Here is a 14029-nt window from a genome sequence, read left to right as displayed (position 1 = left end):
ATATATTACTCTGGTAATCTTGTCTGTGTACAACATCACTGACAATTGTTTTGGATAAAATCTCAGTGTATTTCCTATATTCAGCACAAGGCGTTCTTCCCTAAAACCCTCATTTCTGACAAAGTTATGGAACAAGATAAGCATAGAAGTAAAATACTTATCTGATAGAGTTGTATGCAGTCTCAACAATTCGGCACTGCTGAGTGTAACCTGCTAATTAGTATATCCCCTGATAGCCTATTTAGTTAGCATTATTTGCCATTATTTTTTAAATACGTCTATCTTTGACCTCACTGATTGACACCATACATTCACTGGCTTATGAGCAATTCTGTAAAAAAACGCATCCACCCTCTGGTTAAACCTTTTTCCGACTTTATTCAAAGCGAAACTTCCGGAGGGATTATTCTTTTGATTGTCAGTGTTCTTTCATTGATTCTGGCAAATATGGATCAGGGTATCGCCCGCTATTTCCCTGCCATCTGGGAGAGTCATTTTCATATTTCATTCAATGGATTTGAAATGAACAAATCGCTTACCCATTGGATTAATGACGGACTAATGGCCTTGTTTTTTCTTGTAGTAGGATTGGAAATTAAGCGGGAAATTCTGGAAGGAGAGCTATCGAGTATAAAAAAAGCGGCATTACCGATGATTAGTGCGCTGGGAGGTATGGTAGTTCCTGCTATCCTGTTTGCCCTTATCAACTGGAATGCACCTACCCGTAGTGGCTGGGGTATTCCGATGGCAACCGATATTGCCTTTGCCCTGGCAGTGTTGCTTTTACTGGGTGATAAGATTCCTTTGTCACTGAAAATATTTCTGACTGCTCTGGCTATTGTAGATGATTTGGGAGCTGTGATTGTCATTGCTGTGTTTTATACCAGCCACCTTGACTTTACCTATCTGCTCTATGCGGCACTGGCATGGGGTGTTTTATTGGCACTCAACAAAGCAGGAGTACGTACCTTAAGCATTTATTTGCTTATTGGTCTGTTCCTTTGGTATTTCATATTACAATCAGGTATTCATGCTACCATTGCGGGTGTATTGCTGGCTATCAGCATTCCTTTTCGCATTCGGTATCCGAAAAACCAACTGGTAGAAATGATTGATGACCGCTTGCAGGTGATCAAGGAAAATCTGCATTCTGAACAGTTACAACCTCGTACAATCAGTGAAGAACTCGAAGATCTCAATGAAAAGATTAACTCTCCGGCTCAAAGGCTCGAACATCAACTGCATCCGTTGATTGCTTTTCTGATCATTCCCCTCTTTGCTTTCTGCAATACCAGCTTGCTAATTAATACCGATGTTTTTCACCAGGTGTTTTCGCCTATTGGAGTAGGAATTATGGTAGGGCTGGTTGCCGGAAAGCCTCTAGGGATTTGTTTATTTGCCTATTTTTCCGTTCGGTTGGGATGGGCTGCCCTTCCAGCAGGTGTAAGCTGGAAACAACTCATTGGTGCAGGTATACTGGGTGGAATCGGCTTTACGATGTCTATCTTTATTACGCTGCTGGCATTTGAAAATAATCCCGAGTTTCAATCCGTTGCCAAAGTTTCCATTCTGCTGGCTTCCCTGATTGCGGGACTAACAGGTTATTTTCTGCTGCGTGGACAAAAGTTGCCACCTGTTGTAACAACCACTTCGGATGAGCACTAACAGTGAGTAATAAGACTTTGCAAAAATGACAATGGAGTAGTGCAAGATTAGTTGGGTTGTTCAATGTTTTTATCTGGTATTTGTCAGATTATATAGTTATCTATCTTCTTTTGTGTTTATATGATTGCTCTCTGGATTGGTGTTTTTATTGTTAGCTTACTTGTATTAATTCTGGCAGCTCGTTTCTTTACACAGTCTGCCGAAGTAGTAGGACATGCTTTAGGAATGTCTCCTTTTGCTGTAGGTGTAATTATTGTCGCTGTAGGGACTTCTTTACCTGAACTGATTTCTTCACTGATAGCTGTTAGCAAAGGATCTTCTGAAATTGTGGCAGGAAACATTCTGGGGTCAAGTGCTTCCAATCTGCTTTTTGTGATGAGCCTCACCTCTATGTTCTCTAAAAAGTCTATCCGATTGGGAGATCAGTATATTTTTATTGATTTACATTATCTGGTCGGATCTGCAGCCATGTTAACGTTTATCATGTGGGATGGACTCATTACTCCTGTCGAATCGTTGCTGCTATTGTCGGGGTATATTATTTATACGATTTATCTGTTAAAGGAAGGCGATACCGAGAAAGATATTACGCTGGACCCGGTTGTGAAAGAGGCTCAATCACAAAACAAACTCAAGGCAAAAGATTTACTTATTATCGCTGTTAGTGTTGTTTTTATTTTCCTTGGAGCTAACTATACCATTACTGCGCTGGAGGTTATCGCAGAGGCTCTCTCAATCAGTAAGGCGGTTGTTTCTGTCACAGTTTTATCACTGGGGACAACTTTGCCTGAAGCGGTAGTCAGCATTACTGCTTCCAGACAGGGAAAAGCCGATATTGCAGTTGGTAATATACTAGGTTCGTGTATTTTCAATGCTATGGCTATTCCAGGAATTACAGGTCTGATAGATGGCATTAAAGTACCTGCTGAATTGCTTTCTTTTCCACTTCCTATTTACCTGACAGGAGCTGTTTTGTTTTATTTAATTACACAGGATAAGCGCATTTCTCGTTGGGAAGGAGCTTTGTTTCTGTTATTTTATATTCTTTTTATCGGCAAGGTAGCCCATCTTTTATAATAATGACTGTTATCACACTATTTGATAGATCGATAGCAATAGTTGACAGACATGGTAGGAAAGCTGATTGTTTGCAGAATAGTAAACAACAATCCTGGAGGAATAAACTATAGATTATATCTGAATACGATGGTTCACATCCACTAAACATAACATTTCATTTACATCAGATGATTTATGGTGAAAAGAAGGATGGATACGATACCCATCCTTCTTTTATATACATACAGATAGTATTTGAATTGTTATGTTAGAACCATTATAACCCTGAATAGTAATCATATCCCTGTTCAGCCCAGAAGTCTCTCGGACGCGTATCGCTAAATGTGATTTTTCCAATTCGTTTCAGATTCTTCACACCATATTTAACCGGAATAATCAACCGCAGAGGGGCTCCATTTTCAACCGGTATGGGATAGCCATTCATCTCGTATGCAAGAATAGTCTGGGGATGCAGGGTACTTTCCCGATCTATCCCTACATAATATTGTTCATCAGGAGTTTGCATGCCAACATAGGCTTTCTTCGATTGAGATTCAAGGTTAAAATGCTGGATAAAGTCACTAAAGCGCAAACCGCCCCAGTGCTGAATCTGATCCCAACCTTCTATGCATTTGAACGAATAGATAATTTCTGTCTTCGGTAATTTTTTGAGTTGCTCCATGCCTATTGTGAGCAACTTACCTGCTTCTTTCTCTACTTCGAGTTGCCAGTCCTGAACACGAAATGTTTCATCTGTAAGGCCAATGTCTCCATTTACCCGAACATTCGTTGCAGCCATCGATTTGGGATATGTTTTTACCAGATGGGTGTTACTGTATACTTGTTTGAAAACCTGCTCAGAGGTATTGAGGGCATCGCGTAGAGGTTTGTGTGCACCAGCAGTGATACCTGAAATCTCTTCAGGAGAATTATATAACCATTTCCATGCACCCAGACCCAAACCTGATAGTGCAAAAAAGCTTGCAAAAGAAATGAACGTACGTCTTTTGATCTTTCTATCTATAGTCGCTTCAAATGAAGGTCTCTTTAATTCTTTATTTTCCATACGAGTATTTAACGGGAGCTTTATTCATGAGAAACATGGGGAAGAAGATTTTCATCAGTCACTGAATTCACCGGCGTTGTCACGTTGGGCTGATCTACAACTTCAAATCCAGCTATCACAGCCCGGAAGTTATTCCATCCGGCACGAATCACCTGAGCAAGATGAATAACAAAGAAGAGTACATATCCTATTGTTAAACCGAAATGCTCAATTCGAGCCAGGTGATACCCCCCACAAAGCCATGTGAGCCAGTTGAGCTGAACAGGTTTATAAATAGCCAGCCCGGTAACAGTAGAACCTATGCCCATTACAATGATAGCCGTATAAGCAATGCGCTGCGCAGCATTGTATTTGCCTTGCAGGGGAGCCGTTTTCCTCAGATGCAGATCATACAAAACTACCTGCCAGGCTTCTGTAAAGGAATGTCGGTTGGGTAAGAGTTGTTTCCATGAACCAGAGAAAATTGTATAGAGCAGATACAACGCTCCGTTCAGTATAAAGAACCACATAAACAAAAAGTGAAATGCCATTCCTTCTGCCAGACGCTGTGGAATAGAGAATACGTCATAAAACCACTGCGGAAAGAAATGAATCAGGGTATAGTCGAAAATAGTGATAGTGTATACGTCATTAGCCCAGTAGATAAGCAGGCCACTCCAGATCATAACAGTCAGAACAGGGAAGTTTACCCAATGGGTCCACCTCATAAGGAAGGAATGTTTTTCTTTGATGACTTTCATAGATACCTTTTGGATTAATATATATCTTTCAGATTATTGGTCAAAACAAACTATACTTCCGCATTTAGGTGTTGCTGGTAACATTATAATACTGGAAAGGTGTTCAGAAAACGTTACTCTATTTCCAATAAAAGAGAAATGTACTATTTTCATATGCCCTGTTGATTCGATTTTCAGGTTTAGTCGGATCACAGAATAAAACCTTACATTTTTTTTTGCTTTTTTTTGTAAGGTTTTTCTCTAGCCTCCGACTAAAGGGTATCCCCTTTGGGGATAACAAACCCAATGCATACTATTTTACGTATCCATGCAAGCTGAAAACAAGGATTTTAACATCACAACCGATCTACCTATTAATCCACACCAATGGGTAAGTCGCTATGCCGATTATTTATATACCTATGCCTTATCCCGACTTACGGACGAGGAGTTAGCCAGGGATCTTGTTCAGGAGACCTTTCTGGCTGCCCTCGAAAGAGCAGATCAATTTAAAGGTAGCAGTACAGAAAAAACGTGGCTTACGGCTATCCTAAAATACAAAATAGTGGATGTATATCGGAAAAAATCGTCCCAGTTCCTTCACAGTACAGATAGCGTTAGTGCAGAAAAGCAACAGGAAGACTTTTTTGATCCGGATGACGGACACTGGAATGTACCTCACCGGCCACAGGCTTTCGGAATAGAAGATCAGGACCCATTCACCCAGAGTGAATTTACCCATATTCTTCAGCTTTGTATGAAAAAATTGCCAGCCCTCTGGCTTTCAGTATTCACGATGAAACACATGGATGAAGAAGATACAGATGCTATTTGCACGGCCTTAAAAGTAACTCCCTCAAATTTTTGGGTTATCATCCATCGTACAAAAGTAAATCTAAGGGCATGCCTTCAAAAAAACTGGAGTTAGCCAATACATATACATGTTAACCTATACACATGGGACCATTGAAGAAAATACAATACAACTGCAGAAAGGCTACGTTTCTGATTGAAAAGAAACAACTGGCTTCTCTGACGCTTCGGGAAAAACTGGAATTAAGAATTCATCTGGCAGGCTGTTCGATCTGTCGGACATTTGAAAAACAAAGTATTCTGATTAACAGAATGGTAAAGGATATGTTTACCAATTCCCAACATCAGCAATTTACACTAGATGATGATTACAAAAAACAACTTCAGGACAAAATTGATCAGCAGCTAAATAAAAATTAATTCTTTTTGTAAGGTTTCTCAGAAAGATGCGACTAAAGGAGAAAAACAGTTTCCATCTACTAAACCTTATGACAATGAAAAGCCTGAAAACATTTCTCCTGACTGCTGTTGCAGTAGCTTTTGTGACCATTCAATCCAATGCTCAGACAACTCCTTCTACATCAAAAGATACATCTAAAATGGCAAAAGGAGATCATTCCAAAATGTCTAAAATGGATCACAAAATGGACAAAAAGATGGACAAGATGTCTGATAATAAAATGCATGCAGACAAAATGAGTGGTAATAAAACAACTGGAAGTAAGATGTCTGATAAGGATAAGATGTCAGATGATAAAATGAAGAAAAAAGGAGCTGCCAGTAAAATGTAAAGCCTAATAAGGGTTCAGCTACTGTTGAACCCTTGTTTTTCAATTGTTTATTTACCTCAAACTAATTCTGCAACCATGAACTTTTTCATACCTAAATCTTTACTAAAAAAAGAGGTATTTGCCTTTTTGCTGGCTGTAAACTTTATCGTAGGTTATCAGATTCAAGCAGCAACAAGAAATACATTGCTCAGCCAGCCAAGTAATGGACCTGCTGACTCTACGATTGCCAAAACACCAACTGATATCAGCCCATTACTAGTTGGGGAATCGGTGCCACTGATTTCTCTGCCGGATGCCAAAGGAAACATGGTCTCTCTAAAGGAGAAATTACGCGAAAAGCCGTCTATACTTATTTTTTACCGTGGTGGATGGTGTCCTTTCTGCAATAAGCAGCTGGCTGCTATCCAGAAAATAGAAGGTGAACTTCGCAAAATGGGATACCAGATTATTGCGATCAGCACCGACAGCCCTGAAAACCTGACTAAAACGATGGATAAAGAAAGGCTAACTTATACTCTCTTATCTGATAGTGAGATTACCCTTTCAAAACAATTTGGAATTGCTTACACAGGACCAACCAGTTATGGGACACTATTACTTGAAGGTTCAAATGGTAAAAATAAAGATAAACTTCTACCAGTGCCCTCTGTTTTCATTGTAGATACCAATGGAATCATTCAGTTTGAGTATATTAATCCTGACTTCAAACAACGCATCAATCCAGATATTCTTCAATCTGTGGCAGGGGCTATCATGAAGGCAAACAAGTCTAAAAGCTGAGAGTGATCCCCACTTTTTGTTTGAGTAGATACTAGTTTTAGATACTAGCTTAGGTTTTGAAGTTTATATCCTCTGGCCTTGTAACTGTGACGATTCTGGTTAAAGTTTGGCAGAGCCTGCAAGTGAGAACTTCCATCACTTTCTTATTCAGGTTCATTATGATAGATAAAATATTGTTTACCTTAAAAAAGAACCATTACACATGGAGTCCTTTCTTTTTAAGGCTCATTATTGGGTTTGGTTTTATTACACATGGCTGGGCTAAATTAAGCAGGGGTCCGGAAGGTTTTGGAAAGTTACTCACCCAGATACACATTCCTTTTCCCGAAGCAATTGCCTGGATCTGTACAATGCTAGAACTATCTGGAGGGGTCGCTATCGTATTGGGAGTATTCGTCAGTATTGCAGCGATACCTCTCATAGGCATTATGCTGGTGGCTATGTTTTCTATACATATCCACTATGGATTCAGCTCGGTTAAAACCATTGGCCTAACACCACAAGGTCCTGTATTTGGTCCCATAGGGTATGAGATTAATCTGTTGTATATAGTAGGATTAGTCTCTCTTATTTTGACAGGTGCAGGAATATTTTCAGTGGATGCCTGGCTGGCTCGTGCAAAAAATAAGTCAATAAAGGAACCGGCTTGTTAAACAGGCCGATTCTCTTATTACAGAAACTTAGCCGTATGGTTGCAAGAAAATAATCACCGTTTAGAATATGGCGGAGGTGTAGAAAATAACTAGTACAATACGTGATTTACCATAAGCATCCCTATGATTTTCCTACCGCAGGGTTCGAAACATTACCCGGATATCTTCAATGACTGCAGCCGGATTTTCATAATAGCCGAAATGACCTCCCCTTTCATGTGGATTTATATAGTGAAGATTGTACAAAGCTGCTTTCGGTCCCTTTTTAAATGCTTCTACACGTTGTTGTGTCGTTACTCCTGAAGGATTTTCTCCTCCCAGAAAAGTGATCCCTGTTGGTGCCTGGATAAGAGGCCTATGGGTATGACTAGGTTGCCAGGGATAATGAGCACTATCTGCATAAAATCTCATGGAAGAAACCACTGTTCCTGTCATATAATAGAGCATAGCGTTGGTAATCATATGTTCTTTGGAAAATGCTGTTTCAATATTGCCATTCTCAGTTTGTGCCCACGAGCGCCAGCGTTCCAGTAGCCAGGCCAGCAGACCGACTGGGGAGTCCTGCAGACCATAGGCTATCGTTTGAGGATCAAGTATATGTACAGCATAGTGGCTTACAAATACTTTCATGCGGTTGAGTGCCTGCTTTCGGATCTGGGATGGTGTATTCTCTGCTGTTTTATGGCTGGCCATTACATCCCAAGGCTTTTCGGTATTAAACTGGTCAAGTTCCATCGTATGCATCAGATGAATACCATACAGGCTGTCCGCATATTTATGACCTAACTGAGAAGTAATCAGTGCTCCCCAGTCTCCACCACTGGCAGCATAGTGGGTATAACCCAAAATTTTCTGCATGAGTATATGCCATAGATCAGCAGTTTTCCAAAAATTGATGCCTGCGGGAGCCGGTGTGGAAAATCCATATCCCGGAACAGATGGAACAATCACATCAAATGCATCCTCAGAGTTTCCGCCATATATTTCGGGATTGGTTAAGGGAGCGATTAGTTTGTGCATATCCCAAAATGACCAGGGCCATCCGTGGGTTAAAAGGATAGGAATAGCCGTAGAATGGGGGCTTTTCTGATAGATAAAGTGGATGGGCGTATCCTGTATAGTTACTTTGTAGTGAGAAAACTGATTCATCTGCTGTTCTACTTCACGCCAGTTATAGGAGGTAATCCAATAATTTACAAGCGTTTTCAGATACCTGCCATTGACGCCATATTTCCAGTCTTGATTGTCTGGATCATCCGGCCATTGAGTATGTTGCAATCTGTATTTCAAATCAGTAAGCTGGTCCTCACTAAAGTTAATTTGAAATCGAAATAGTTCTGGAGTGTGGCTGGACTGTTGCATACTGTATACCTGTTTCATTGTAAAGTAATAGTCTCTTATTCTGCACAGTTAAAATGTGCAAATGGCTAATGTCTGATCAGTGAGTTACTAACGCAAAAAAAGACTGGTCTTGAAGACCAATCTTTTTTTCTAAAACTGTATTTTCAGCTATTCCTGTATTAAAGCCTATTGAAGCGTTACTTTAATCATTGCTGTAATATCAGGCAGTGTTGTAAACGCATTGGGATTCGGCACTTCGGCAATGGCTTGGGACTCTTTTAAAGGAGTACCTGCCAGATTAAACTGAGTGATTCCAGCTCCTGGGAACTGATTAATGGCTGTGCCATCATCATAGAGTTTGATTGTGGAGGTAATATCTCCTTTTGTGGTGGCATCCACTCCATTATCAGCCGACGCAAAGAACCAGTCGTTGGAAAAGCCATACATCGTGGCAATAGCTATTCTATCTCCCGCTGAAACAGAGATCTGCTGTGAAACCATTCCACCCTGTTGATTGCCAATAACAGGAAGCAAGACTTTGGTACTGGGAGCTGGCAATACATACACAGCTTTAATCCCAGGCTTTCCTTTCAGATAAGCCGCTAGTGTATCTGCGTTGCCTTGCTGAGCCAATGGTCTTAAACCTTGTCCCCGATCCACTTCACCTGTCTTATAGATAGGATTATCTATCCCATTATAAACCACTACCAGCACAGGTGAAAGAGGCGTGAAAATACCTGTCATATCTTTGATATAGGCACTCAATACAGAATTGTCACCAGCCTCTGCAATATTGGTCAACCCATTGGCCGTAGGCTGTCCGCTGGTGTAGAGAGGATTCGCATCCAACAGGTTTCCCCCAACTATATACGAAACCGCCCATACACCAGGACTAAGAGGTGTTTCGTTGGCTGTGCCACCAGAGATGTTTTCAAGGGTAAGTGTAAACTGAGAATTACCTTTGTATTGCAGGGTAGCTTTTACCAGTTTGGATGCAGGAGTATATGCATTGCCTTGTGCATCCGAACCGTTTACTTCTGTAACAGACTGGCTGTCTACAGTGCCCGGATGGTTCACTGTAGATCCTGGCTTTTGATTGATTCGTGTACCATTGTCCCATAATTTAATCTGTGCAGAAACATCCCCTTCTATTGGCATTCCATTGGAGTCATATAGCAAAATACCTGGGTTTGCTGGGGCAAAAAACAAGTCATTGGACCATCCATACATGGTAGCAAATGTAATAGCCTCTCCTTTGGCTGCTGAAAACGAAATGCTAACCATCTGTCCCGGAAGAATCACAGCCGGAGAGCCCGTTCCCTGAAAAGTACCTGACTCTACCAATGGTTTTGAGTTGAGCACATTCTCTACAGTGATAGTTGTTTGCTGTGATGGTGTTACAGCATTGTCCTTATCATCTTTACAAGCTGAAAGATTACATGCTAAAAATGCCACTACTGCCCAGCGGCTGATGTTTTGAAAATGGTTCATAAGGAAAGTTTTTCCTTCTTTGTCGGGATAGAGTTGTTTTCCTTACAAATCTTCTGTCAAAAAATGTAAAGATGATTACAGGTGAGGATAGTGAGAGGATTTGTATTTATTTTTTGTATTTTCTATTTCTTAAAAATAACAACAGAAAACAAAAGTTACGATTAGTTTTTCTGCACATGATAGACATGTAGATACAGGGTTGTTTACAAAAAAATCGAGTCTATTTCTGGTCCTTAGTTGAATATCTTAACTATCCTACAAACTACAAGGAGAGGTTTAATCAAATGAAGCCCTAAACTCCAGCGGAGACATGTCTGTTTTGGACTTAAACAGTTTGCTGAATGATTGTGAATATTCAAATCCTAACTGATAGGCAATTTCACTGACAGATAATTCAGTGGTAGACAGCTTTTCTTTTGCTTTTTCAATCAGCATGTTATGTATGTGCTGTTGGGTGTTTTGTCCTGTCAGCATTTTGAGCAGGCTACGCAAATAAGAGGGAGATATAGCAAGTTCTTTTGAAATATACTGAGCTGTAGGCAATCCTCTACTTATCAGGTTCTCATTATTGAAATAATCGGTAAGCAATATAGTTACGCGTTCCAAAATCTGATGGTTCGTTTTTTCACGGGTAACAAACTGACGATGGTAAAATCTTTCAGCATAACTAAGCAATGTTTCAATTTGTGAAATAATAATCTGTTTGCTGAATTTATCGATGTTTGTGTGGTACTCCTGCTGAATGTTTTGAATGATACCAGTGATTAGTATTTCTTCCTTTTCAGAAAGAAACAGTGCCTCATTCACGGAATAGGTAAAATATTCATACTGTCTGATGTTTTTAGCTAATGGCGTATTCCACAAAAAATCAGGATGAATAAGCAATGCCCAACCTGACTTTTCCGGCTCCTCATTTTCAGTATCAGGAGCGATACTAAAAATCTGGTTGGGCGACATAAATGAGAGGATGCCTTTGTTGAAATCATAAAGCTGTTGTCCATACCTTACTTTTACATTGGAAGATCTTTTCAATGCAATCCAATAAAAATCCAATGTCAGGGTTGTATATCCATCTATATGTAAATGCCTGAGACATTCCAGGTCGATGATACTGATCAATGGATGTTCAGGGGCAGACAACCGTCTGAGTTGATGAAACTCGCTGATGGTTTTAATGCTATAAAATTTCTGGCTTGTCATCAGACTACATTTGCTTCACAATCTGTATGCTGCTGTAGAGTTTTATCTCATCACCTAAACCTGGATTTACAGGACCTACACCAAAGTCATGACGGTTGATCTTTGTATTTATTGTAAAGCCGACTTTTTTGTTTCCAAAACGATCCTTTTCGACAATGCCACCATGTTCGACATCGATCACTATTGATTTGCTAATGCCTTTTATCACAAGACTGCCATGTAATTTATAGCTTTCCTCATCGATTCTTTCCATTCTGGTACTTTCAAACGTAATTGTAGGGAAGTGTGCGGAATCAAAAAACTCTACTGCCTGCAAGTGCTTCTCACGTTCGGGATTATTTGTATCAATAGAATGTACATCTGCTATAAAATTAATTGTTGCATTGGTAAAGTCATCCCCATGTGATTCGACCATTACTTCAAACTTTTTAATAGATCCTGTAACTGTTGAAATCATCAAATGCTTGATTTTAAATTGTAGTTCGCTGTGAGCAGAGTCTGAAATCCATTTTGTTGTTGCCATAATTTTGTTTATTTCCTGATGATGCAAAATTGCCATACTGTCAGAAAAAAGATGTAGCTCAAACGACTGTTGTTGTATTCCAAACGACTCTTATAAGTACCAAAAAGTTATATTCTTTCTGTTCACAAGTAAGCTGCACAATCAGCCTCTTTAAGAAAGATGGTATTTTCCCCATCGTTGGTTTTGCGACTCTGGATGAAAGTGGCTATGTAATCCGTCATTGATTTTCAACATACCTATTGTCTTTCCCAGATTGATGTTATCCCCAAGCTAAACGATGGTGAAAATTCATCTGTAGTTGGCAGGATACTTTCATTTTCAACCGATGCATTTCCAGGAACGGTTTCTTTGCACAAACTCTGTCAATGTCCTCCCAATGTCCTCCCATTCCTCGCAGAGCGGAAACTAATCTTGCCAGCTGAATGTTCCAAAAGCTAAGCGTACTATTGCCAGGCATTACAACGGCAATGCCATTATAACTTTGTAACTATCATTTTGTAATTTCATTTTCCTCTTCTTCTCAAAGGTTGTGTCACACTAGCCAACGTGCTGTACTCACAACATCAAGTCGATCTGGATACAAACCCAATCGACGCTATGGACGCACCCTTGGATTTTTACTCTGCTGCCTTTTTATCTCAACTGGCACAACAAAGCAGCTTTATTGTTTTCGCTTTCGATCCGGATCTTCAGCAGTTTTCCTATTTGAATCCGGCATTTGAACAGGTATTTAACTGTAGCCGCCAACAATTGAAACTCAGCCAGTTGTGGGACCTGGTTCATCCCGAAGACCGATCCTATGTAAGCGATATCTACCAGCAACTGCTTAACCAGCCAGCTACTGGTCAACAAACGCCGGATAAAGAGACTAGCCGGCAGGAGGAAGCTATCCGGCAACCCATTGAGTTTCGTATTCAGCTTGAAGACCGGACAATTAAATGGCTGCGTCTGCTGCCCTTGTCTATTCCGGTTGGCTTAGATAAAACAAACGCCTGCTGGGTGGTATGATAGAAGATATCACTAAATTAAAATACTACCTGGATGTAGAAACCAAGTATTCCAACAAGAAAAATGCTATTCTCCATATACTTTCCCATGAACTGGCCGGACCGTTGGGCACAATTCAGTCGCTATCCTCACTGACGATCAGTCGTTTGAAAGAATACAATGATGAGGATCTGATACGGGTAGTCAGCCTGATTTCCCAGACCAGCAAACATTCACTCAAGCTGATCCGCGACTTTGTCGAACAAGAATTTTTAGAATCTTCCGAGGTAGATGTAGTCAAAGGGCGTGTGGATCTGGTGCAGAAGACACGTGAGTTGATAGAGCAGTTTCAGCATACCCCCCAGCAAAAGCTACTCACCTTTCAGTTTACCAGTTCAGACCCGTCAATCTATGTAGCGATTGACGAAGTTAAGTTTATACTGGCAATTACCAACCTGGTTTCCAACTCCATTAAGTTTACTCCTGAAGGCGGACTGATTGCTGTTCATATCGAAGACCAGCCCGAGTCAGATTCGGTATTGGTACGTGTGGAAGATAACGGCATCGGTATACCAGAAAAGTACCACAGTTCACTGTTTGACAAGTTTACCAAAGCCCGCCGGCCGGGCCTGCACAACGAGCCAACCACCGGTCTGGGCATGTCAATCATCAAGACCATTGTAGAGTGGCATCAGGGCAAGATCTGGTTTGAAAGCCAGGAAGGTAAGGGAACCACTTTCTTTGTGCAGATTCCCCGTTATATAGAGAGCAAGCCGTGAAAGCGTATTCTATTCCATCTCTTTTCCGGAAGTAAAGGAAGTCTCTGGCACAAGCATCCGCTCAATGATGTCAAGCAACGCTGTCAAGCTAAGAGAGTTTGTTTCTTTTTCTCTGTTTATTTTTTGCCTTTCTGAAAGAAAATTTTTCTTCCTGTTCAAAAA

15 protein-coding genes are annotated in these 14029 nt (G+C 40.5%); 9 read left to right on the top strand and 6 right to left on the bottom strand.

The genetic code is table 11. The features are described from left to right. The first annotated feature begins 321 nt into the window (after positions 1-321). Positions 322-1665: a Na+/H+ antiporter NhaA gene (nhaA, locus tag QNI22_RS35795; RefSeq protein WP_314518873.1), complete on the top strand. Its 1344-nt coding sequence runs from the start codon at positions 322-324 to the stop codon at positions 1663-1665. A 120-nt stretch (positions 1666-1785) separates the two neighbouring features. Further along, positions 1786-2742 carry a calcium/sodium antiporter gene (locus QNI22_RS35790; RefSeq protein WP_314518871.1) on the top strand — a complete coding sequence of 319 codons (957 nt, stop codon included), beginning with the start codon at positions 1786-1788 and terminating at the stop codon, positions 2740-2742. Between the two features lie 259 nt (positions 2743-3001). Here QNI22_RS35790 and QNI22_RS35785 read toward each other — a convergent pair whose 3' ends face one another. Continuing rightward, positions 3002-3790: a molybdopterin-dependent oxidoreductase gene (locus QNI22_RS35785; RefSeq protein WP_314518870.1), complete on the bottom strand. Its 789-nt coding sequence runs from the start codon at positions 3788-3790 to the stop codon at positions 3002-3004. Between the two features lie 20 nt (positions 3791-3810). After that, the gene (locus tag QNI22_RS35780; RefSeq protein WP_336620949.1) at positions 3811-4497 is read right to left on the bottom strand and encodes a cytochrome b/b6 domain-containing protein; all 687 of its coding nucleotides are present in this window, start codon (positions 4495-4497) and stop codon (positions 3811-3813) included. Between the two features lie 340 nt (positions 4498-4837). Between QNI22_RS35780 and QNI22_RS35775 the strand changes: the two genes are divergently transcribed. The 5 genes from QNI22_RS35775 (at position 4838) to QNI22_RS35755 (ending at position 7546) form a co-directional block, all read left to right on the top strand. Further along, positions 4838-5437, top strand: coding sequence for a sigma-70 family RNA polymerase sigma factor (locus tag QNI22_RS35775; protein ID WP_314518866.1), 600 nt, complete (start codon positions 4838-4840; stop codon positions 5435-5437). A 29-nt stretch (positions 5438-5466) separates the two neighbouring features. Further along, complete coding sequence (locus tag QNI22_RS35770) at positions 5467-5742, top strand: hypothetical protein (protein WP_314000924.1); 276 nt, start codon at positions 5467-5469, stop codon at positions 5740-5742. Between the two features lie 74 nt (positions 5743-5816). Further along, a complete protein-coding gene (locus tag QNI22_RS35765) occupies positions 5817-6113 on the top strand; it encodes a hypothetical protein (RefSeq protein ID WP_314518864.1) in 297 nt (98 codons plus the stop codon). Positions 6114-6188: 75 nt separating this feature from the next. Beyond that, the gene (locus QNI22_RS35760) at positions 6189-6893 is read left to right on the top strand and encodes a peroxiredoxin family protein (protein ID WP_314518862.1); all 705 of its coding nucleotides are present in this window, start codon (positions 6189-6191) and stop codon (positions 6891-6893) included. A 158-nt stretch (positions 6894-7051) separates the two neighbouring features. Further along, positions 7052-7546 carry a DoxX family protein gene (locus QNI22_RS35755; protein WP_314518860.1) on the top strand — a complete coding sequence of 165 codons (495 nt, stop codon included), beginning with the start codon at positions 7052-7054 and terminating at the stop codon, positions 7544-7546. A 132-nt stretch (positions 7547-7678) separates the two neighbouring features. Here QNI22_RS35755 and QNI22_RS35750 read toward each other — a convergent pair whose 3' ends face one another. The 4 genes from QNI22_RS35750 to QNI22_RS35735 form a co-directional block, all read right to left on the bottom strand. Next, positions 7679-8926, bottom strand: a complete 1248-nt coding sequence (locus QNI22_RS35750; RefSeq protein ID WP_314518858.1) for an epoxide hydrolase family protein — start codon at positions 8924-8926, stop codon at positions 7679-7681. Positions 8927-9073: 147 nt separating this feature from the next. Beyond that, on the bottom strand, positions 9074-10378 hold the full coding sequence (locus QNI22_RS35745; protein WP_314518857.1) for a spondin domain-containing protein: 1305 nt from the start codon (positions 10376-10378) through the stop codon (positions 9074-9076). Between the two features lie 276 nt (positions 10379-10654). Next, the gene (locus QNI22_RS35740; protein ID WP_314518855.1) at positions 10655-11578 is read right to left on the bottom strand and encodes a helix-turn-helix domain-containing protein; all 924 of its coding nucleotides are present in this window, start codon (positions 11576-11578) and stop codon (positions 10655-10657) included. Positions 11579-11582: 4 nt separating this feature from the next. Then, positions 11583-12101 carry a YceI family protein gene (locus tag QNI22_RS35735; protein WP_314518853.1) on the bottom strand — a complete coding sequence of 173 codons (519 nt, stop codon included), beginning with the start codon at positions 12099-12101 and terminating at the stop codon, positions 11583-11585. Positions 12102-12698: 597 nt separating this feature from the next. Between QNI22_RS35735 and QNI22_RS35730 the strand changes: the two genes are divergently transcribed. Together QNI22_RS35730 and QNI22_RS35725 are read left to right on the top strand one after the other, a co-directional pair. After that, positions 12699-13109: a PAS domain-containing protein gene (locus QNI22_RS35730; RefSeq protein ID WP_314518851.1), complete on the top strand. Its 411-nt coding sequence runs from the start codon at positions 12699-12701 to the stop codon at positions 13107-13109. Next, positions 13106-13867, top strand: coding sequence for a sensor histidine kinase (locus QNI22_RS35725; RefSeq protein ID WP_314518849.1), 762 nt, complete (start codon positions 13106-13108; stop codon positions 13865-13867). Before QNI22_RS35730 ends, QNI22_RS35725 begins: the two co-directional genes overlap by 4 nt. Positions 13868-14029: the final 162 nt, after the last annotated feature.

The organism is Xanthocytophaga agilis (assembly GCF_030068605.1).
Taxonomy (GTDB): Bacteria; Bacteroidota; Bacteroidia; order Cytophagales; family 172606-1; genus Xanthocytophaga; species Xanthocytophaga agilis.
This window is presented reverse-complemented; position numbering and strand designations above follow the sequence as displayed.